Below are 21,321 nucleotides of genomic sequence, written 5' to 3' on the forward strand. Positions count from 1 at the left end.
ATCGGTTCTCAGCCCTTTACTCCGGTGAGGGTGACGCCTTCGACGAAGGCCTTCTGTGCGAAGAAGAAGATGATGATGACCGGCGCCATGACGAGCAGGGTCGCTGCCATGGTCATGTTCCAGTTGACGCTGTGGGCGCTCTTGAAGGATTCCAGGCCGTAACTGAGCGTCCAGGCGCCGGGGTTCTGGGCCGCGTAGATCTGCGGCCCGAAGTAGTCGTTCCAGCAGTAGAAGAACTGGAAGAGCGCGATGGCGGCGATGCCGGGCTTGGCCATCGGGACGACGATCTTGACCATCGTGCGGAACTCGCCGCACCCGTCGACCTTGGCCGACTCGATGTACTCCTTGGGGATGGTGAGGAGGAACTGCCTGAGCAGGAAGATCGAGTACGCGTCGCCGAACGCCATCGGGATGATCAGCGGCCACAGCGTGCCCGACAGGTGGAACTGCTGGGCCCACACCAGATACATCGGGATCACGATGACCTGCGGCGGCAGCATCATCGTGGAGATGACGAGCAGCATCGCGGTGCGCCGGCCGCGGAAGCGGAACTTCGCGAGCGCGTACGCCACGGGGATCGCCGAGCAGACCGTGAAGAGGGTGCCGAGGCCCGCGTACATGAGCGAGTTGCGCCACCAGTCGAGGAAGCCGGGGGTCTCGAAGACGGCCCTGTAGTTGGACCAGTGCCAGGAGTCGGGCCACAGGTCGCCGCTCATGGCCTGCGAGTCGCTCATCACGGACGTCAGGAAGACGAAGACGAACGGCAGGACGAACAGCAGCGCCACGGCGATGGCCACGCTGTGCACGGCGATCCAGTGCAGGGCCCGCTTGCGGCGGGCGCGGGCCGCGGCCGGGCCGCGTTGCTTCTGGGCGGCGGGGGCGGGCACGGTGGGTGCGGTGAGAGTCGTGGTCGTCATGAGTCCTCAGTCCTCCGCCGAGAGCAGCCCGGAGCGCTTGCGCATCAGGAGCAGCGTGACGGCCATGGCGATGGCGAAGAGCACGAGCGAGAGCACGCACGCGGCGCCGGTGTTGAAGTTCTGGAAGCCCATCTGGTAGACGAGCTGGGGGACCGTGAGGGTCGAGTGGTCCGGGTAGCCGGGCTGGATCACCGACCCGGGGCCGATGTTGACGCCGGAGGCGACCTTCCCCGCGACCAGGGCCTGCGTGTAGTACTGCATGGTCTGCACGACGCCCGTGACCACCGCGAACATCACGATGGGCGTGATCGCGGGCCAGGTGACGTAGCGGAACTTGGCGAACGCCCCGGCGCCGTCCAGATCCGCGGCCTCGTACTGCTCCTTCGGGACGTCGAGCAGCGCTGCCATGAAGATGACCATGAGGTCGCCGATGCCCCACAGGGAGAGCAGCACCAGCGAGGGTTTGGCGGTGTCCGGGTCGTTGAACCAGTTGGGTCCGGAGATCCCGACCGCGCCGAGAATCTCGTTCACCGGGCCCGTGCCCGGGTTGAGCAGGAAGACGAAGGCCACCGTGGCGGCCACCGGCGGCGCCAGATACGGGAGGTAGAAGGCGGTGCGGAAGAGCCCGGGGCCCGTCTTGATCTTCGTGATCAGCAGCCCGAGCGAGAGCCCGAAGACCACCCGCAGGGCCACCATGATCACGACCAGCCACAGCGTGTTCCACAGGGCGGGACCGAACAGCGGCATCTGCTCGAACACGTACTTCCAGTTGCGGAGGCCCACGAACGAGGGCTCCTTGATCTGGTTGTAGTGCATGAACGAGAAGTAGACGGTGGCGATCAGCGGGTACGCGAAGAAGACGCTGAAGCCGACGAGCCAGGGGGAGAGGAAACCGAGCGTGCGCAGCCTGCGGCGCGCGGGATTGGAGAGGGTCATTGCCATGGCGGGGTCCTCAGCTCAGCTCTTCGACTGGAGGGTGTCGGCGTCGATCTGCTCGTCGAGCTTCTTCAGGCCCTCGCGTAGGTCGCCCACGCGCCCGGCCTCCACGGAGTACGCGAAGTCCTGCAGCGAGACGACGTACGCGCCACCGTTCACGGAGGGCGGCAGGGCCTTGCTGTGCTTGTTCTCCAGGATGTCGAAGAAGGTCCGGAAGGTCGGATCGGCGTCCAGGTCGGGGGACTTGAGGGCCGCGAACGTGGAGGGCACGTTGTGGATGGCGTTCGCGAAGTCCACGACCTGCTCGGTGTCCGCGGTCAGGAACCGCACCAGTTCCCACGCGGCGTTCTGGTGCTTGCTGCTGTGCGCGATGCCGGCGACGGTGCCGGTGATGAAGCCGCGCCCGTAGGTGTCGGCCTGGTCGTCGGGGACGGGCAGCGGGGCCACGCCCCAGTCGAACTTCGCCTTGGCCTCGTCCAGCATCAGGCCGCGCCACTCGCCGTCCAGGTGCATGGCGACCTTGCCGGTCAGGAAGGCGTTCTGGCTGGACATCTCGTCGCCGAAGGTCAGCCGGAACCGCTCCAGGTCATCGAACCCGCCTTGTGCGTCGGCCAGTCGCCGGGCGGTCTTGAAGAAGTCGTACGTGGAGGGGTCCTCCGCGAGCCGCGCGTCGCCCTTGGCGTCGAAGTACTTCGGCCCCCACTGGGCGAAGAGGCGGTCCGGACTGTTCTGGTAGAAGCGGAAGTTGGGCATATACCCGACCTGCTTGTACGAGTTCTTGCCGCTGCGCACGGTCAGCTTCTTGGAGACCTTCTCGAACTCGGACATCGTGCGCGGAGGCCGCTCGATGCCTGCCTTCTTGTAGGCGTCCTTGTTGTAGTACATGCCGAAGGCGTCCGCGAGGAGCGGCAGGGCGCACTGGTTGCCCCGGTAGCTGGTGTAGTCGAGGAGCGTCTTGGGGAAGACCTTCTCCTTGTCCAGGCCCGTCTTCCTCATGAACGGATCGAGGTCCGCCCACATCCCGGAGTCGCAGTACTGGCCCACGTTGTTGGTGGTGAAGGAGGACACCACGTCCGGGGCCTTGTCGCCGCCCGCCCGCAGCGCCTGGTTGACGGTCTCGTCGGAGACGTTGCCGGTGGCCTGCACGTCGATGTTCGGGTGCAGCTTCTCGAAGCGGGCGATGCTGTCGTTGACGGCCTTGACCTCGTGGGGCGTCGACCAGCCGTGCCAGAACTTCAGGGTGACCGGTCGGGTCGGGTCGTCGTTCGCGCTGCCGACGCTCGGGTTGGCGCAGCCGGAGAGCAGGAGACCGGCTGCGGCGAGCGCCGCGGACGCGCAGGTGGGCATGCGCCATCGCGGCATGGCGGACTTCCTTTACGGGGAGGGGAGTTGAGGTGAGGGCAGGGCGAGTTACAAGGCTCGCTCAGGCCGTGTCGAAGACCTGGTCGCGGGCCTGGGTGAGGGCCGAGCGCAGGGCGCCGGTGAGGATCGGATCGCCGTCGAGTTCGCTGATGCGGATCTGCGGGCGGGGCAGCGCGAGCCCGGTCAGCTCCTCCTCGACCCGGGCGCGCAGCTTGTCGCCGCCCGCCTGGGCCACCGAGCCGGAGAGCACGACCAGTTCGGGGTCGACGACGGCGACGACTGCCGCGATGCCGGTGGCGATACGCCGCGCGACCTCGGCGAGCGCGGCGTCGTCGGCCATGACCTGCGTCAACGTCGCTCCGCCGCCGGTGAGTTCACGCACGACGTACGCGGACACGAGGCTCTCGAAGCCGCCACCGCCCCCGCCCCGCGTGTCCCCGCGCAGCAGCGGAGCACCCGGCAGCGGCATGTAGCCGATCTCGCCCGCACCGCCGGTCGCGCCGCGCAGCAGGGTGCCGCCGAGCACGATGGCGGCGCCGACGCCTTCGTCGAGCCAGGTCAGCACGTAGTTGTCGTGGTCCTGGGCGGCGCCCTCGTACTGCTCGGCGACGGCGGCCAGGTTCACGTCGTTCTCGATGTCGACGGGGGTGCCGAGGACGGCGGCGAGATCGTCGCGCAGCGTCCGTGAGTGCCAGCCCGGCAGGTGCGGGGCGTACCGCAGGGCGCCGGTGTGCGGGTCGATGGCGCCGGGGGTGCCGATGACGGCGGCCCGCAGGTCCTCGTGTCCGAGCCCCGCCTGGCGCAGGGCGCCGTCGACGGCCTCCGCGACGAGCTGGGCGGTGCGGTGGCGCACGTCCTCGGCGACGGCTTCGGCCTCCACGCGCTCCTTGCCGAGGACGGTGCCGGTGATGTCGGCGACGAGCGCGGTGATCCCGGTGGGGTCGGCGGACAGCGCGGCGACGTGGCCGGCGCCCGGGTCGATCTCGTACAGCAGGGCGTTGGGCCCCGGCCGTCCGCTCAGGCTGCCGGTGGTGTGCACGAGCCCCGCCGCTTCCAGGCGCCCGAGGAGCTGGGAGGTGGTGGGCTTGGAAAGGCCGGTCAGCTCGCCGATGCGGGTGCGGGTGAGGGGACCGTGCACGACGAGGAGATCAAGGACGGCCCGGTCGTTCATGGCACGCAGGACGCTCGGGGTGCCCGGAGTGCTGCCCGCTGCTGCCATGACGTCACCTTACTTTTGGTCGGCCGCTAACTGTTAGGAAACTTTCCAATTCGTGAGGACCGTACGACCGGCCTGAACAGGCCGTCAATAGCGGACGCCCCGGCGGCAACCAACTCGTTACCTGGCGGGGGCCGGTGTTGCACGGAGTGCTCCAGCGGCGGTCGGGACACGGGAGTTGTCCGACTGGATTTCTATTCATTCCAACGGGTGGCACGAATTCAGATTGTCGGCGGCGAGCCAGGACAATGACGGGCCTTACGGCTGATGGAGGTCCGGTGTCCCGCTCCACCTCGTCCCCACCGAACATGACCACCCTGGGGTGTGCCCTTTTCGCGACCCGTTGGCTCCAAGCACCCCTGTACTTCGGCCTGGTGGCCGCTCAGGGCGTGTACGTCTACAAGTTCTTCAACGAGCTGTGGCACCTCGTCCACCACGTCGTCAGCGGGCAGGCGGACGAGACGCACGTGATGCTCGCCGTCCTGAAGCTCGTCGATGTGGTGATGATCGCCAATCTGCTGATCATGGTGATCGTCGGCGGATACGAGACCTTCGTCTCGCGGATCGGCCTGCAGGGCCACCGGGACCAGCCCGAGTGGCTGTCCCACGTGAACTCCAACGTGCTGAAGGTCAAGCTGGCCACGGCCATCGTGGGCATCTCGTCGGTGCATCTGCTCCAGATGTTCGTGGACGTGCACCACACGCCCCGGCACGACCTGCTCTGGGGCACCGTCATCCACATGGCGTTCATCGCCTCGGCGGCGATCCTCGCGTACATGTCCGGGCCCATGGCGGCGCAGGAGGCGCGGATGCGCGGCGCGCACGGGGAGCACGGGGAAGGGGACACGCGGACCGCGGTCATCCCGGTCCAGCGGGGCGGCGGGCAGAAGGCGGAGCCGCACGCGGGCACGGGAGCGGGGGCGGGGCCGGGCGCGGAGGAGCGGATCGAGGCCGCGGGGTTCCCTGCCGGGAAGGTCCTGGAGCTGTTCGACGAGGGGCGGCTGCGGGCACCCGAGCCGCATGTGATCACCCGCCTCGGCAAGGCCGACTTCGTCGCCCGCAAGGCCAACGTGGTGCTGCTCGGCGGCCCCGGCACGGGCAAGACGCACCTGGCGGCCGCCCTGGGCGTACGGGCCTGCCAGGCCGGACACCAGGTGCTGTTCGCTACCGCCGCCGAGTGGGGCGCCCGGCTCGCGGACGCCAAGGCCGCGGGCCGCCTCGGCAAGGAACTCTCCCGCCTCGACGCGTATCCGCTGCTCGTCGTGGACGAGGTCGGCTACGTGCCCTTCGACGCCGACATCGCCCGCCTCCTCTTCCAGCTCGTCTCGCACCGCTACGAGCGGGCGTCGCTGATCGTCACCAGCAACCTGGCCCTCGACCGGTGGGACGAGGTGTTCGGCGACGGTGCCACGGCTTGTGCGACGGTGGACCGCCTGGCCCACCACGCGGAGGTCGTCGCCCTGGACGCCGACAGCTACCGGACGCGGCGCCCGGGACACCTGGCAGCCTCCGGGCGCTCCCTCTGACCTGGCCGCGTACCGCTACTTCGACAGATTCGGCGGCGGTGTGATCGGGGAGGCCGCGAGGGACTGCGGGGAGGTCGCGGACGCGTAGGCCGACGGGGCAGCCACGGCGGCCGACGGGTCCGCCGCCGCCTCCTCCACGGCCTGCAGCGGGAGGCCGCCCACGATGCGGATGCCCGCCTCGTCGAAGGCCCGCTTGATGCGCCAGCGCAGCTCGCGCTCCACACCGAGGGCGTTGCCGGGCATGGTCTTCGCAGAGACCCGTACGACCATCGAGTCGAGCAGGACGCTGTCCAGGCCGAGGACCTCCACCGGGCCCCACAGGCGCTCGTTCCACGGCTCGTCCTTGGCCATGGTCTCGCCGACCTCGACCAGCTTCGCCTTGACCTTCTCCAGGTCCTCGTCCGGACGGACGGTGACGTCGACGCCCGCCGTGGACCAGCCCTGGCTGAGGTTGCCGATGCGCTTGACCTCGCCGTTGCGGACGTACCAGATCTCGCCGTTGTCGCCGCGCAGCTTGGTCACGCGCAGGCCGACCTCGATGACCTCGCCCGACGCCACGCCCGCGTCGATGGAGTCGCCCACGCCGTACTGGTCCTCCAGGATCATGAAGACGCCGGAGAGGAAGTCCGTGACCAGGTTGCGGGCGCCGAAACCGATCGCCACGCCCGCCACACCCGCCGAGGCGAGCAGCGGGGCGAGGTTGATCTGGAACGTGCCGAGGATCATGAGCGCGGCGGTGCCGAGGATCAGGAACGACGCCACCGAGCGCAGCACCGAACCGATGGCCTGCGAGCGCTGACGGCGGCGCTCCACGTTCACGAGAAGACCACCGAGCGCGGTGCCGTTCACGGACTGGGCCGTGCGGTTCATGCGTTCTATGAGCTTGGTGATCGAGCGCCGGATGACCACGCGCAGGACGATGGCCACGGCGACGATCAGCAGGATGCGGAGCCCGATGCCCAGCCATGCCGACCAGTTCTGCTCCACCCAGCTCGCGGCGTTCGTCGCGTGCTCCTGGGCGTCTTCCAGGGTCGGGGGCTTCGGCGTCGACTTGTCGTCCGGGTCCGTTCCGGCTGCTGACAGGACGGACAGGAACACGGCAGGTACCTCCAGGCATAGCGGCCTGCCCAGGAGATGCACCGGGCAGAGACACCACACTAACGGGGCATTGTGTGTGGATCGTTGTGATGTTCGAGGGAGAGACGGTGCTCACCTGGGGAAGAAGAGGGTGTTGTACATGTGTGGTCGAAAACACTCCGAGCCCGTTACGAGCACATGGTGGCGCTTGGACCAGGCATGAGGGGAGACTGGCTACAGATCGTCCCGGCGCGAGCCACGCGCCGCCGGCGTAATAGGAGGCATCCGTGCCGCACGTCCTGGTCCTCAATGCGTCGTACGAGCCTCTGGGCGTCGTACCGCTCCGCCGCGCGCTCGTCCTCGTCCTGGAGAACAAGGCTCTCTGCCTCGAGGAATCCGGCGCCTTCATGCACAGCGCAACGCGCACTGTCCCCGCACCCAGCGTGGTCCGCCTCAAGCGGTTCGTCCGGGTCCCCTACCGGGGGCCCGTTCCTCTGACTAGGCGGGCGCTCTTCGCCCGCGACGGCGGTCGGTGCATGTATTGCGGTGGCGTCGCAACCAGCGTCGACCACGTCATTCCGAAGAGCCGCGGCGGTCAGCACGCCTGGGAGAACGTGGTGGCGTCCTGCCGCCGCTGCAACCACACCAAGGCGGACCGTCATCTCCTGGAGCTGGGGTGGCGCCTGCGTCACAAGCCCGCGCCGCCCTCGGGGCTCGCGTGGCGCATCATCGGGACCGGGCATCGGGATCCGCGCTGGCTGCCGTACTTGCAGCCGTTCGGCGCGGACGACGCGATGGCCCGGATCGACGGCATTTCTGCCTAGGAATCGATCCGGGCCTTGTTGTACGCGGCCGCCCGCACGGGGCCCGCGCGTGGCCGTCGGCCGCCGTCAGTGTTCGGCGGCCGCGGCCACGGCGTACGCCTCGACCGACCACAGCGAGTAGCCGAAGCGGGTGGCCCGCTTGTCGCCCTGGACGCGGATGAAGCGGGTGTCGCGGGCATCCATGCGGACACTCTCGCGGCCCCCCTTGCCGTCCTTGACGGTGGCCGCCGTGCGCCAGGTCCTGCCGTCGGCGGACGTCTGCACGCGGTAGCCCGCCGCGTACGCGTCCTGCCAGCGCAGGACGACCTGGCCGAGCCGCACCGGTTCTTCGAGCTCCATCTGCCACCAGGCGCCGTCCTCGACCGGCGAGGACCAGCGGGTCTTCGGGTCGCCGTCGTTGGCGCCCGACGCGGGGAAGTCCTTCGTCTCGTCGCCCGACGACGACGCCTTCGCACCACGCGCCAGATCGGGGCCGTCCGTGCGGGGGTAGGCGCGGACCGAGACCGTGCGGGTCTGTCCGTCGAAGGTGACCGGGATCTCGTACGTCCCCGCGCGCGTGCCCGCCGGGACGGTGACGTCGACCGGGACGTCCACACGCGTGCCGCGCGGCAGCGTCGACTTCGCCGGGGTGCGCACCTGGACGCCCTTGGGCGCCTTCGCCGTGACCTTGCCCTGCACGTCGCCGGGGCGCAGTGACGTCAGCTCCGCGGTGATCCGCTGCGGGCCGCCGCCGATCTCCACGTCGGCCTCGGTGCGGGCCAGGGAGAAGCGGGCGGCGGGGGAGTCGGCGTACCAGGGGACGACGTGGCGGACGGTGCCCTCGGTGACCGTGACGCGGACGGCGTCGGCCCGCAGGGCGGTGTCCTTGGGCGCCGACGGCTTGGCCTCGGTGAAACCCGTGCCGGACAGGGCGCCGACGCGGCGCCAGCCCTCGCCGGGGACGTGCGCCTCGATGCTGCCCTTGGTGCCGGGGTCGGTCAGCGCCGTCACCGCCGTGAGAGGGCGGGCGCGGGGGGAACGGACCGTCGCCCGGTCCGACGCCTGCTCGCCGTCGAGCCCCGCCCACGACCCGTACGCCTTCTGGGCCCGCGTCAGGAAGGGGGCCAGGACGCCCTTGCCGACGGTCACCCGGGAGGCCCTCAGGTCCTTCTGCAGCTTCGACAGGGTGCGCGAGGCGCGCCAGGCGGCGGCGCCGTCGCCGGTGGACTGCGCGCGCAGCATGTCGACCGCCGTCTCGCCGGCCTCCCCATAGCGCGCCAACTGCTCCACCCAGGGCCCCACCTCGGTGTCGAGGTCGCTGCCTGCGAGGCGCCGCGGCGCCTCCTTCATCACGGTGAAGGCGTCCCGCAGGGCCTGGCCGGTCTTCTCGACGCGGGCGGTGTCCGTCGTCGTGCGCGCCCGCCAGAAGTCGTCCATGAGCGGACGCAGATACGCCGACTCGTCGGCGCCGAGTACGGACGAGGCGTCGTTGCCCGCGAGGGCCCGCAGGGCGCCCCGGGCCTTCGCGTCACCGCCCGACAGGTCGTCGATCGCGGCGAGCCACGACTCGTGCGGGCGGTAGGCGCGCGGGTTCCACGCGTAGTCGGCGGCGGTGAACAGCGGGATGCGCGAGGCGGACGGCTGCTCCATGGCGTTGCCGAGCAGCGCCGCCGAGCCGGTGGCCACGGCAGGTTCACGGCCCGTGTAGGGGCCCAGGAAGATACGGTCCTGCGCGAAGTCGTTGACGGGGTAGTTGTCCATCGTCACCAGCGCATGCGAGCCGAACGCCCTGCGGGCACCCGCCAGTTCACGCCCGGTGATGGTCTTGGGGACCACGCCGACGCCGGTCCACGCCACCTCGACGCCCTCGTCGAGGCGGGCGGCGATGGCGTCGCGGTACTCCGTGGAGCCGTTCTGGTAGTACTCCGTGGGCATCAGCGAGAGCGGCCTCGCGCCGGGGTGACGCTCGGCCAGATGCGCGGAGACCGCGTTGGCCACGCGTGCCTGCGCCTTCGCGGCGGCATCGGGCCCCGAACCGAAGGCATCGGCGTCGGCACCGCAGTGCCACTCGCTGTAGCTGACGTCCTGGAACTGCAGCTGGAAGGCGCGTACGCCGAGCGCCCACATCGCGTCGATCTTGCGGTTCAGGGCCTTGATGTCCTTGTCGGACGACATGCACATGGCCTGGCCGGGGGCGACGGCCCAGGCGAGCGTCACGTGATTGCGCTTGGCCCGCTCCGCGAGGGCACGGAAGTCCGCGCGCTGGTCGGCGGGGTACGGCTCGCGCCAGCGCGCCTGGCGGTAGAGGTCGTCGCCGGGGGCGTAGAGGTAGCGGTTCTGCTTCGTGCGCCCCATGAAGTCCAGCTGGGCCAGGCGCTGCTCGCGGGTCCACGGGGTGCCGTAGAAACCCTCCGTCATGCCGCGGACCGCGGTGCCGGGCCAGTCGCGGATCTGGACCCCGGGGACGGTGGTGCCACCGGTGCTCTTGGTGAGCAGCTGGCGCAGGGTCTGCACGCCGTGGAAGAGGCCGTCACTGCCCGCGCCCGCGAGGGCGATGGTGTCCTGGCCGCCGATCCGGCCCACCGCGAGGCGGTAGCCGCCGGAGGGGAGGTCGCCGCGGGGGCGGGCGCCGAGGGTACGGAGCGCCTGGTCGGCGGCGGCGCCCTCGACGCGGATGACGAGCTTGCCGCCGCCCGCGGGGAGTTGCCCGCCGTCCCTGACCTCGGTGGTCTCGCGGACGCCCGCGTCACGGAGCAGGGCGCGCAGGGCGTCCATGGCGTACGGGTCGGGGTCCTTGCCGGTGACCAGCACGACCTCGTCGGTGACGGTGACCGGGGTCCCGGCCGTGGTCATCGCCTGGGGGCGGGGCCAGACCGGGGGGAGGGCGCCGTCGCTCTCCCGGTCGTCGTCCGGGGAGGTGGCGGGGGCGCCGGGCTTTCCGGGGAGGCCGGGAGCGGCGACGGCGCCGGGAGCGCCGGAGAGGGCGCCCGCGATGACGGCGACGGCGATGGCCGCCGCGCCTTTCCTGCGCCGCAGTTGCACGGCCCTCTCCTCGTGTCCTTCGTACCGGTGATCACGTGTGGTGCGTCTGTTGTCTCAGGGTGTCACTGAGCCCACCACTCGCGTGGTGGGGGTGTCAACGGGCGTGGGTGTTGTGGGGGTTTTCTTCCCTGTGACATACGCGGGTTCGCGGTGCGGGGCCGGAATGTATCGCCCGTACGCGGGCAGGGACGGGGGGTACCGAAGGTGAGGGGAAGGAAGATCTTGCGTTCGACCCCCCACTCAGGGAAACGAATGTGAGTGCGCGCACGTTCATACAACGGATATGTCTGCGATCCCGTGCACTGGGTAGGGCTGCCGAAGACCTGCCCCTGACACCTGCCCCCTGACAATGGAGCATTTCGTGCCCGCTTCCGCGAATCTTCTTCTCTCCGCTCTCTCCAAACAGGTCTCCGGACCGGACTCCGGTCTGGACGGATCCTGCTCCTGCGGCTGCCTCGAGCCGCCCCTGACCAGCGAGCCCCCGCTGGCCGACGCAGCACCCCTGACCAGCGAGCCTCCGCTCGCCGACGCCGCCCCGCTGACCAGCGAGCCCACCTCTTCCGGCACCGCGTCGGGTCTGGCCTACATGGGGGTCTAGATGGCCCCATCCGGAGCGACCGGGCCCACCGATCCCACCGGACTTTCCCGCCTTGCCGCTCTGCACGGCGTGGCGACTTCTTACTTCCCGTCCCCGGACCGCACGGTTCCGGCCACCGACGCCGCGGTGATCGCGGCCCTGGCCGCCCTGGACGTGGACGCGAGCACCCCCGAGGCGCTGCGGCGCGCCCTCACGGCCCGCGAGGCCGAGCTGAGCGCCCGCCTGCTGCCTCCGACGGTGGTGGTGTGGCAGGGCGGCGATCCTGCGGCGGCCCCACCCTGGGCCGTGCTGCCGCCGGGCACGCGGGTGTGCGTGGAGACGGAGGAGGGGGAGCGGCTGGAGTGGGATGTGCCGTTGTCCGACGCGGACCCTTCCGTGTCCGATGCGGACCCTTCCGGCTTCGCTGACGCGCCGCGGGGCCGACGGGTGGACGGGCGGGAGACATCGCCGCGAAGCGGCGAAAGGACAGAGCCACGGGTGGCGCCCGCCCTGCCACTGGGCGTACACCGGCTCCGGGTCGAGACCCCGGACAACCGAACGGCCACCGCCCACCTCATCGCCGCCCCGCACCGCCTACCGCCCCCGGGCGAGAAGACGTACGGGATTCTCGTCCAGCTCTACTCCCTCCTCTCGCGCCGCTCCTGGGGCATGGGTGACCTCGGTGATCTGGCCGAGCTCGCGGCCTGGTCCGGGCGGGCCCTGGGGGCCGGGTTCGTGCAGGTCAACCCCTTGCACGCGGCGGTTCCGAAGCCTTCGGACGGGCCGTCCGACCCTTCCCCGTACCGCCCCTCCTCGCGCCGCTTCCCCGACCCCGTGCACCTGCGCATCGAGGACATTCCCGAGTACGCGTATCTGGACGGCGAGGCCCGTGACCTGGCCGCCGATCTCACGCGGCGGGCCGCCACGCTCCGCGAATCCGTGCTCCAGCAAGGCCAGTTGATCGACCGTGACGCGGTCTGGGAGCTCAAGGTCCGGGCCCTCGAACTGATCCGCGAGGTCCCGCTCGGCCCCGGCCGGCGCGCCGCCTACAACGACTTCCTGGCCGAGCACGGCGACGACCTCGAGAACCACGCCACGTGGTGCGCCCTCGCCGAGCGGTACGGCCCCGACTGGCATGCCTGGCCCGAACCCCTGCGCGATCCCGCGTCCCCCGAAGCCGCCCGAGCGCGCCGCGAGTTGATGGACCGCGTGGACTTCCACTGTCGCCTCGCCTGGCTCACCGACGCCCAGCTCGCCGCCGCGCAGCGCTCCGCGCGGGACGCGGGCATGGCCATCGGCCTCGTGCACGACCTCGCGGTCGGCGTGCACCCGGCCGGAGCCGACGCGTGGGCGCAGCGGCGGCACTTCGCCGCGGGCATGTCGACCGGCGCGCCGCCGGACGCGTTCAACGCGCGCGGCCAGGACTGGGGCCTGCCGCCCTGGCGCCCCGACCGCCTCGCCGAGTCCGGCTACGCCCCGTACCGCGCCCTCCTGCGCGCCCTGCTCCGCCGCGCGGGCGCGATCCGCATCGACCACGTCATGGGGCTCTTCAGGCTCTGGTGGGTCCCGGAGGGCCGCGCGCCCACCGAGGGGACGTACGTCCAGTACGACGCGGAGGCGATGCTCGCCGTCCTCACCCTGGAGGCGCACCGCGCGGGCGCCCTCGTCATCGGCGAGGATCTCGGCACCGTGGAGCCCGGCGTCCGCGAGACGCTGCAGCGGCGCGGCGTGCTCGGCACCTCCGTGCTCTGGTTCGAGCGGGACTGGGCCGGCACGGGACGGCCACTGCCACCCGAGCGATGGCGCGCGGACTGCCTGGCCACCGCCACCACCCACGACCTGCCCTCCACCGCGGCCCGCATCACCGGCGAGCACGTGCAACTCCGCGACAGGCTCGGCCTGCTCACCCGCCCCGCGGCCGTCGAGCGGGCCGAGGCGGCGGCCGATGTCTCGGAGTGGCTCGCGCTGCTCTCCCGGCTCGGGATGCTGCCCGGCGGCGGCGGACACGAGCAGGAGGAGATCCGCGCCGTCCACCGCTTCCTGCTCGCCACCCCGGCCCGCATGATCGGCGTCTGGCTGCCGGACGCGGTGGGCGACCGCCGGCCGCAGAATCTCCCCGGCACCTGGGACCAGTATCCGAACTGGCGGCTGCCGGTCGCCGACGCCGCGGGCCGCCCCGTCACCCTGGAGGAACTCGCCGCGTCACCACGTGTCCACGCGTTCATGGAGGTGTTCCGTTCACGCGAAGGGACCCGTACGGCACCCCCGGGCGCGCGGCCCGTTTAGCAGTTCGCTACGTTGGCACCGTGGACAAGAAGAATGCCCTGCGCGCCGGCGCCCTGGCTTCCGGTACGACGCTGATGATGCTGCTCATGTCGTCCCCCGCGCTCGCGCTCACGCGCGACGACGGCGACGACCCGGGTCCCGGCCTGAGCGTGATCGACACGCTCGGCCTCTATGTCGTGGCGCCGATCGTGCTGTTCCTGGTGATCGCGGGTCTCGTCATGGTCGGTGACAAGTCCCGCAAGCAGGAGAAGAAGGGCTGACGCCACTTCACTTCCGAGCTTCAAGAGCTTTACGAGCTCTCCGTAGGGGGCTCTTTGCCGACGTACGCAACGCATGCGTAGCGCGTACGTCGGCAAAGAGCCCCCTACGTGTGTGGAGAACCCTTTTCGTGTGTCACGGCCGCTCGGCCGTGAGATACCGCTGCACCGTCGGCCCGACCCAGTCCGCCATCTCCTCGGCGGACAGCGCGAGCGCGGGCGGGAAGCGCAGCACATAGCGGGTCAGCGCCATGCCGAGGATCTGTGAGGCGCAGAGCCCGGCCCGCGTCGGGGCCTCGGCCGGGTCGGGGCAGACGCGGCGCGCGACCGGCAGCAGTTGATCCCTGAAGATGCCCTGCATCCGCTCGGCGCCCGCCGTGTTCGTGATGCCGACGCGCAGCATCGCCGTCAGCACGCCGTCCTGCTCCCAGACGTCCAGGAAGTGCGTCACCAGGGCGCGCCCCACGGCCTCGCGCGGCACCGAGGTGAGATCGGGCAGGCGCAGGTCGATGGCGCAGGCCGCGGCGAACAGGCCCTCCTTGTTGCCGTAATAGCGCATCACCATCGACGGATCGATCCGCGCGTCCCTGGCGATGGCGCGGATGGTGGCCCGCTCATAGCCGTCGGCGGCGAACCGCTCACGGGCGGCGGTCAGGATCGCGCCGCGGGTCGCGTCGGAGCGGCGTGGCGGCGCCGGGGGGCCCTCGACGGCCGTCCTGCTCCGGGTCGCTGAATCGGGTGCACTTTCGGTCATGCCAACAAGCGTAGGCCAACATGTGTTGACAGTCCATGACGGCGGTCCTACGTTGGCCAACAAGCGTTGACCAACAGCTGTTGGCACAAGGAGGCCGTCATGAACGGAACACAGGACACGACCGGCACCGCGAGCCCCGCTGTGATCGTCGTCGGCTCCGGCCCCACCGGGCTCCTGCTCGCCGGGGATCTGGCCGCCGCGGGCGTCCCCGTCACCCTGCTCGAAAAGCGGCCGCACGAGATCAGCAACCTCTCGCGCGCCCTGGTGCTGCACGCCCGCACCCTCGAACAGCTCGACGCGCGCGGTCTCGCCGACGAACTGGAGGCCAAGGGCCGGACGCTCGACCGCCTGCGCCTCTTCGCCCACCTCGACGTGGGCCTCGACAAGCTGCACTCGCGCTACAACCACCTCCTGGTCCTGCCGCAGTACGAGGTGGAGCGGGTCCTCGAGCGGCGGGCGATCGCGGCCGGCGTCGACTTCCGCTTCGAGCGCGAGGTCACCGGACTCACCCAGGACGCGGACGGCGTGAGTCTCGAAGTCCGGGGTCCCGACGGCGAGTCGAGCACGTGCAGGGCCGCGTACGTCGTCGGCGCCGACGGTCTGCACAGCCCGGTCCGCAAGGCCGTCGGCCTGCCCTTCCCCGGCAAGTCCGCCATCCGCTCGCTCGTGCTCGCCGACGTGAAGCTCGCCGAGAAGCCCGCGTCGGTCCTCACGGTGAACGCGGCCGGGGACGCCTTCGCCTTCATCGCGCCCTTCGCCGACGGCTACTACCGCGTCATCGGCTGGAACCGCGCGCACAACGTCCCCGACAGCGAGCCCCTCGACCTCGACGAGGTCAAGGAGATCACCCGGCTCGCGCTCGGCCACGACTACGGCATGCACGACGCCCGCTGGATGTCCCGCTTCCACAGCGACGAGCGCCAGGCGCCGGCGTATCGGGTCGGCCGGGTCTTCCTCGCCGGGGACGCCGCGCACGTCCACACTCCGGCGGGCGCGCAGGGCATGAACACCGGGCTGCAGGACGCCGTGAACCTGAGCTGGAAGCTGGTGGCGGCGGTCCAGGGACGTGCCGCGGACGGCCTGTTGGACACCTACCAGGCCGAGCGGCACCCCATCGGCAAGGCGGTCCTGCGCAGCAGCGGCGGGATCGTGCGGCTCGCGATGGCCAAGCGCCCGTGGTCGCGGGCGGGCCGCGCCGTGCTCGCGTCCTTCATCGGCGCCGTGCCGCTGGTCCGCGACAAGGCGATCGGCCAGATCACCGGCATCGGCTACAGCTACCCGGCCCCGAAGGGCGCCCACCCCATGACGGGTCACCGCGCGCCGGACATCGCGCTCAGTGAGGGCCGGCTCTACGAGGCCCTGCGCGAGGGCAGGTTCGTGCTGATCGCTCCGGAGGGCGTGGAGTACAAGGAGGGCGACGGGATGGGGCGCGCGGTGGTGGCGCACTGGGCGAGTGGCCGGCGTACGACCGTGCTGGTCCGGCCCGACGGGTATGTGGCGTGGGCGGCGGATGAGGCGGGGGCGGGGGATGTGCGGGTGGCGTTGGGGGTGTGGGGGGTGGAGGCTGCGGTGTGAGGGCCTAGGGGCGGGTGTGGTGGGGGTCGGGAGACTTTTCGTTCAGTTCAACTTAAAAGAGGTCTCGAAAAGATTCGATGGACCTGATGGGTGTGGGGGTGTGAAGGTAGTCCCGCAACCAACCAAGTGATCCCCGCCGGGTGGTGTGTGACCCCGGCGGGGATCGTGCGTTCCCGGGACTCCCGGGAGAGAGGCACGGGATATCAGTGACTGTCCTGGACCGGACGACCCCCCTCCCCACCACGTCGAGGCCGACGGCGGCGAGCAAGGCGCAGCGGGCCGCGGGCCCCATCGGCCTCGGTCTCGCCCTCGCGGCGCTCGCCACCGTCGTCTGGTCGGGCAGCTTCGTCACCTCGCGCGCCCTCGCCGACAGCGTGCCGCCCGTCCAGCACGCCTTCTGGCGGTGGATCATCGCGATCGTGGCGGTGGCGCCCTTCGCGGCGCGTCAGGCGTGGCGGCAGCGGGCCGTGCTCCGCGAGCACCTCCGCTTCCTGTTCCTCGCCGCGCTCCTCGGCGTCACCGTCTACAACACCCTGGTCAACCAGGCGGGCGTCACCACCACCGCGGGCAACATGGGCATGATCATGGCGGCTTCGCCGGTCCTGATGGCGGTGTACGAACGCCTCGGCGGCGCGCGGCTCGGGGCGCGCCGGGTGACGGGCATGCTGATCGCCTGCGCGGGCGTCCTGGTCCTGGTGTCCGGCGGCTCGCTCTCCATGGACTTCGCGGTGGGTGACCTGTGGGTGATCGCGGGGGCGCTGGCCTTCGGCTCGTACAGCGCGCTGCTCAAGCGGAAGCCCGCGGAGATCGGTGGACTGCCGTTCCTCTTCGCGACGTTCGTGCTGGGCGCGCTGATGCTGTTCCCGGTGTTCGTGGCGAGCTTTGTGCTCCAGGGTGGCTTCACGCCGACCGTCGGGACGGTTTCGCCGCTCCTCTACGTCGGTGTCGTCTCGTCCGCCATCGCCTTCTTCGCCTGGAACAAGGCGATCTCGATCATCGGCGCCGCCCGCGCCGGGGTCATCTACTACCTCCAGCCGGTGTGCGTCGCCCTGCTCTCCTTCGCGGTGCTCGGCGAGGCGATGGGGTGGCTGCAGGTGCTGTGCATGGGGCTGATCCTGGGCGGGGTCGTGCTGGGTTCGGCGCGGGGTTCGGCGCGGGGCTCGGCGCGCGCGAAGTAGCGGGTGCGGTCGGTGGGATCACCGCTCTCGACCAGTCGGTACGTTGACTCCATGAGCGAGTGGGACATCAAGAAGCTGCAGATCCTGCGTACGTTGAGCGAGCGGGGCACGGTCACCGCGACGGCGCGGACGCTGCAGATGACGCCGTCGGCGGTGTCGCAGCAGCTGTCCAACCTCGCCAAGCAGCTGGGGGTGCCGCTCCTTGAGGCGCACGGGCGGCGGGTACGGCTGACCGACGCGGCGCATCTCGTGCTGCGGCACGCGGAGGCGGTCTTCGCGCAACTGGAGCGTGCGGACGCGGAGTTGGCGGCGTACGCGCAGGGTGAGGCGGGGGAGGTGCGGGTCGGGGCCTTCTCGACGGCGGTGCCCGCGCTCGTCGTGCCGGCGGTGCGGGAGCTGCGGGCGGCGGCGCCGGGGATCTCGGTGCGGGTCCGTGAGGTGGAGGCGGCGGAGGCGTACGAGTTGCTTGCCGCGGGGGAGGTGGACGTGGCCCTCTCGCTGGCGGTGACGGCGCCGGCCGCGGCGGACGCGGACACGCGCTTCACGCGGGAATCGCTGCTCGCCGATCCGCTGGACGTGGCGCTTCCCGGGGAGCATCCGCTGGCGGCGGTGGAGGGGCTCCGGCTCGCTGATCTGGCCGGTGAGCCGTGGATCTTCGGGGGCAGCGGGCCCTGGTCGGAGATCACGCGGGCGGCGTGCGAGGGGGCGGGGTTCACTCCTGAGCAGGCGCATTCCGCCGCCGGCTGGACGGCGATCCTCGCGATGGTGGAGGCGGGGATGGGGGTCGCCCTCGTCCCCCGCATGGCGGCGGCCCGCCGTGACGGCGTGGTGATGCGGGAGCTGTCCGCGGATCGGCCGCGGCGGCATGTTGTGGCGGCGGTGCGGAAGGGGGCGGCGGGTGGGGCGGGGGTCGGCAGGGTCTTGTCTGCGCTGCGCGCGGCGGTTCCCCTGCGGGGGGCTGGGGGGGAGTAGAGGCACCCCCCTCCGGCCGGGGAGGGCCAGGGCCGGGGGCGCCCTACCCCCGGCCCCGCCCCCGCCCCCGCCCCCGCCCCGCAAGCCCTACACGTCCGCCGCCTGTGCCCGCAGCGCTCGTTCCACTCCCGCTCGTGACTCCGTGATCAAGCGGTGCAGGGCCGCTGACGGGGACGCCGAGGTCAGCCACGCGTCCGTGGTGTCCAGGGTGGACTGGGAGATCTGGAGCGACGGGTACAGGCCCACCGCGATCTGCTGGGCCATCTCGTGCGAACGGGAGTCCCACGCCCCCTTGACCGCCGCGAAGAACTTCTCCGTGTACGGAGCGAGGAGTTCACGCTGGTCCGTCTGGACGAAGCCGCCGATCACGGACTCCTGGATCGCGTTCGGCAGCTTGTCGGACTCGACGACGGAGGCCCACGCCTCCGCCTTCGCCTCCGGCGTGGGCCGCGCCGCCCGCGCCGCGGCAGCGTGCCGCTCGCCCGCGGCCGTCTTGTCCCGGTCGAGCTCCGCCGCGATCCCGGCCTCGTCGAGCCGCCCCGTCGCCGCGAGCCGGTGCACGAACGCCCAGCGCAGCTCCGTGTCCACCGCCAGGCCGTCGATGGCCTGCTTGCCCGAGACGAGGTCCTCGAGCAGCGTCAGCTGCTCCTCCGTACGCGCCGCCGACGCGAACGCCCGCGCCCACGCCAGCTGGTGGTCGCTGCCCGGCTCCGCCGAGCGGAGGTGCGCGAGCGTCGCCTCGGTCCAGCGGGCGAGCGCCTCCTCCCGCCGCGCCGGAGCCGCGTACAGCTCGAGGGCCAGCTTCACCTGACGGTGCAGGGACTGGACGACCCCGATATCCGACTCCTTGGCGATGCCGGAGAGGACGAGGGAGAGGTACTCCCGGGTGGGGAGTTCCGCGTCCCGCGTCATGTCCCATGCCGACGCCCATGACAGGGCCCGCGGCAGCGACGCCTCGAAGTCGCCGATGTGCTCCGTGACGAACGCGAGCGACTCCGCGTCCATGCGGACCTTCGCGTACGAGAGGTCGTCGTCGTTCAGGAGGATCACCGCGGGCCGCTTGCGGCCCACCAGCTCGTCCACCGCCGTCAGTTCGCCGTCCACGTCCAGCTCCACGCGGTCCGTGCGGAGCAGCTTGCCGGACTCGTCGTCCAGGTCGTACAGGCCGATCGCGATCCGGTGCGGGCGGAGAGTCGGCTCACCCTTCGCACCCGCGGGGAGCGCCGGGGCCTCCTGCTTGACCGCGAACGACGTGATCCTGCCGGATGTGTCGACGTCCACCACCGGACGCAGGACATTGATGCCCGCCGTCTCCAGCCACTTCTTCGACCAGGTCTTCAGGTCACGCCCGCTGGTCTCCTCGAGGGCGCCGAGCAGATCGGACAGGCGCGTGTTGCCGAACGCGTGCGCCTTGAAGTACGCCTGCACGCCCCGGAAGAACTCGTCCATGCCGACGTACGCCACGAGCTGCTTCAGGACGCTCGCGCCCTTCGCGTACGTGATGCCGTCGAAGTTGACGAGCACGTCGTCGAGGTCGCGGATGTCCGCCATGATCGGGTGCGTCGAGGGAAGCTGGTCCTGGCGGTACGCCCACGTCTTCATGGAGTTGGCGAACGTCGTCCAGGAGTGCGGCCAGCGCGAGTTCTCCGCGTACGCCTGGCAGGCGATGGACGTGTACGTGGCGAACGACTCGTTCAGCCACAGGTCGTTCCACCACTCCATCGTCACCAGGTCGCCGAACCACATGTGGGCCAGCTCGTGGAGGATGGTCTCCGCGCGCGTCTCGTACGCCGCGTCCGTCACCTTCGAACGGAACACGTACTGGTCGCGGATGGTCACCGCGCCCGCGTTCTCCATCGCGCCCGCGTTGAACTCCGGCACGAAGAGCTGGTCGTACTTGGCGAAGGGGTACGCGTAGTCGAACTTCTCCTGGAACCAGTCGAAGCCCTGTCGCGTGACCTCGAAGATCGCGTCCGAGTCGAGGAACTCGGCCAGCGAGGGGCGGCAGTAGATGCCGAGGGGAACCGACTGGCCCTCAGGACCCTCGTATGAGCTGTGGACCGAGTGATACGGACCGACGATGAGCGCCGTGATGTACGTCGACATCCGCGGCGTGGGCTCGAAGACCCAGACGTCACCGCTGGGCTCGGGGGTCGGCGAATTCGAGATGACCGTCCAGCCGGACGGCGCCTTCACGGTGAACTGGAACGTCGCCTTCAGGTCGGGCTGCTCGAACGACGCGAAGACACGGCGCGCGTCGGGCACCTCGAACTGCGTGTAGAGGTAGGCCTGTTCGTCGACCGGGTCGACGAAACGGTGCAGCCCCTCGCCGGTGTTGGTGTAGTCGCAGTCGGCGACCACCTTCAGCTCGTTGGGCCCCGCCTCCAGGTGCTTCAGCGCGATCCGCGAGTCACGGAAGACGGCGGCGACATCCAGCGAGCGGCCGTTCAGGACGACCTCGTGGACGGCGGGGGCCACCAGGTCGATGAACGTCTCGGCGCCCGCCTCCGTGGAGTCGAAGCGCACCGTGGTCACCGACCGGTAGGTGCCGCCCGCTTGCGCGCCGGAGAGGTCGAGGTCGATCTCGTACGAGTCAACGGTGAGCAGCTTCGCCCGCTGCTGCGCCTCTTCGCGGGTCAGATTGGTGCCGGGCACGCGGTCATCTCCTCAGGAACGTCAGGTACGACTTGTGGCGTTTCCGGCCATCCTTCCACGTGGGTCCGCGGACGTGACCGGGCATGGTCCATGGACCGCCACGCGGCATTGTTCGCGGGCCGGGGTGCCGCTAGCATCCGCGCGTCGACACACGCCCCGGGGGGAGCGTCCATGGGAAACCGACGGTC

At 70.8% G+C, this 21,321-nt stretch carries 16 protein-coding genes; 8 read left to right on the plus strand and 8 right to left on the minus strand.

The window, feature by feature from the left end:
* Positions 1 to 8: 8 nt before the first annotated feature.
* The 4 genes from AB0M70_RS06200 to AB0M70_RS06215 all read right to left on the minus strand — a co-directional run bounded on the left by AB0M70_RS06200 (position 9) and on the right by AB0M70_RS06215 (position 4,434).
* A complete protein-coding gene (locus tag AB0M70_RS06200; protein ID WP_365816881.1) occupies positions 9 to 917 on the minus strand; it encodes a carbohydrate ABC transporter permease in 909 nt (302 codons plus the stop codon).
* Positions 918 to 923: 6 nt separating this feature from the next.
* Positions 924 to 1,859, minus strand: a complete 936-nt coding sequence (locus AB0M70_RS06205) for a sugar ABC transporter permease (RefSeq protein WP_365816883.1) — start codon at positions 1,857 to 1,859, stop codon at positions 924 to 926.
* Positions 1,860 to 1,874: 15 nt separating this feature from the next.
* Positions 1,875 to 3,215 carry an ABC transporter substrate-binding protein gene (locus AB0M70_RS06210; protein WP_365816885.1) on the minus strand — a complete coding sequence of 447 codons (1,341 nt, stop codon included), beginning with the start codon at positions 3,213 to 3,215 and terminating at the stop codon, positions 1,875 to 1,877.
* A gap of 61 nt (positions 3,216 to 3,276) precedes the next feature.
* Complete coding sequence (locus AB0M70_RS06215) at positions 3,277 to 4,434, minus strand: ROK family transcriptional regulator (RefSeq protein WP_365816887.1); 1,158 nt, start codon at positions 4,432 to 4,434, stop codon at positions 3,277 to 3,279.
* 275 nt (positions 4,435 to 4,709) lie between these two features.
* Here AB0M70_RS06215 and istB point away from each other — a divergent pair, with 275 nt between their 5' ends.
* Positions 4,710 to 5,957, plus strand: coding sequence for an IS21-like element helper ATPase IstB (gene istB, locus AB0M70_RS06220; RefSeq protein ID WP_365816889.1), 1,248 nt, complete (start codon positions 4,710 to 4,712; stop codon positions 5,955 to 5,957).
* Between the two features lie 15 nt (positions 5,958 to 5,972).
* Here istB and AB0M70_RS06225 read toward each other — a convergent pair whose 3' ends face one another.
* Positions 5,973 to 7,055, minus strand: coding sequence for a mechanosensitive ion channel family protein (locus tag AB0M70_RS06225; RefSeq protein WP_365816891.1), 1,083 nt, complete (start codon positions 7,053 to 7,055; stop codon positions 5,973 to 5,975).
* Positions 7,056 to 7,321: 266 nt separating this feature from the next.
* Here AB0M70_RS06225 and AB0M70_RS06230 point away from each other — a divergent pair, with 266 nt between their 5' ends.
* The gene (locus tag AB0M70_RS06230; RefSeq protein ID WP_190080400.1) at positions 7,322 to 7,858 is read left to right on the plus strand and encodes an HNH endonuclease; all 537 of its coding nucleotides are present in this window, start codon (positions 7,322 to 7,324) and stop codon (positions 7,856 to 7,858) included.
* Positions 7,859 to 7,924: 66 nt separating this feature from the next.
* Here the strand turns inward: AB0M70_RS06230 and AB0M70_RS06235 are convergent, their stop codons facing one another.
* The gene (locus AB0M70_RS06235; RefSeq protein ID WP_365816893.1) at positions 7,925 to 10,879 is read right to left on the minus strand and encodes a beta-N-acetylglucosaminidase domain-containing protein; all 2,955 of its coding nucleotides are present in this window, start codon (positions 10,877 to 10,879) and stop codon (positions 7,925 to 7,927) included.
* Positions 10,880 to 11,240: 361 nt separating this feature from the next.
* Here AB0M70_RS06235 and AB0M70_RS06240 point away from each other — a divergent pair, with 361 nt between their 5' ends.
* From AB0M70_RS06240 to AB0M70_RS06250, 3 genes are read left to right on the plus strand one after another with little or no spacing between them, the layout of a single operon-like run.
* A complete protein-coding gene (locus AB0M70_RS06240; protein ID WP_363211240.1) occupies positions 11,241 to 11,477 on the plus strand; it encodes a hypothetical protein in 237 nt (78 codons plus the stop codon).
* The gene (malQ, locus tag AB0M70_RS06245) at positions 11,478 to 13,742 is read left to right on the plus strand and encodes a 4-alpha-glucanotransferase (protein WP_365816895.1); all 2,265 of its coding nucleotides are present in this window, start codon (positions 11,478 to 11,480) and stop codon (positions 13,740 to 13,742) included.
* 20 nt (positions 13,743 to 13,762) lie between these two features.
* A complete protein-coding gene (locus tag AB0M70_RS06250) occupies positions 13,763 to 14,002 on the plus strand; it encodes a hypothetical protein (protein ID WP_365816897.1) in 240 nt (79 codons plus the stop codon).
* A gap of 133 nt (positions 14,003 to 14,135) precedes the next feature.
* On the opposite strand, the gene AB0M70_RS06255 is transcribed toward AB0M70_RS06250, so the two are convergent.
* Positions 14,136 to 14,753, minus strand: coding sequence for a TetR family transcriptional regulator (locus AB0M70_RS06255; RefSeq protein ID WP_365816899.1), 618 nt, complete (start codon positions 14,751 to 14,753; stop codon positions 14,136 to 14,138).
* A 99-nt stretch (positions 14,754 to 14,852) separates the two neighbouring features.
* Here AB0M70_RS06255 and AB0M70_RS06260 point away from each other — a divergent pair, with 99 nt between their 5' ends.
* The 3 genes from AB0M70_RS06260 to AB0M70_RS06270 all read left to right on the plus strand — a co-directional run bounded on the left by AB0M70_RS06260 (position 14,853) and on the right by AB0M70_RS06270 (position 18,478).
* Positions 14,853 to 16,328: an FAD-dependent monooxygenase gene (locus AB0M70_RS06260; RefSeq protein WP_365816901.1), complete on the plus strand. Its 1,476-nt coding sequence runs from the start codon at positions 14,853 to 14,855 to the stop codon at positions 16,326 to 16,328.
* Positions 16,329 to 16,618: 290 nt separating this feature from the next.
* The gene (locus AB0M70_RS06265; protein WP_365817580.1) at positions 16,619 to 17,506 is read left to right on the plus strand and encodes a DMT family transporter; all 888 of its coding nucleotides are present in this window, start codon (positions 16,619 to 16,621) and stop codon (positions 17,504 to 17,506) included.
* A gap of 51 nt (positions 17,507 to 17,557) precedes the next feature.
* Positions 17,558 to 18,478, plus strand: coding sequence for a LysR family transcriptional regulator (locus tag AB0M70_RS06270; protein WP_365816903.1), 921 nt, complete (start codon positions 17,558 to 17,560; stop codon positions 18,476 to 18,478).
* 87 nt (positions 18,479 to 18,565) lie between these two features.
* On the opposite strand, the gene pepN is transcribed toward AB0M70_RS06270, so the two are convergent.
* Complete coding sequence (gene pepN / locus AB0M70_RS06275) at positions 18,566 to 21,133, minus strand: aminopeptidase N (RefSeq protein ID WP_365816905.1); 2,568 nt, start codon at positions 21,131 to 21,133, stop codon at positions 18,566 to 18,568.
* Positions 21,134 to 21,321: the final 188 nt, after the last annotated feature.

The sequence above is a fragment of the Streptomyces sp. NPDC051214 genome (genome assembly GCF_040682375.1).
Classification (GTDB): Bacteria; Actinomycetota; Actinomycetes; order Streptomycetales; family Streptomycetaceae; genus Streptomyces.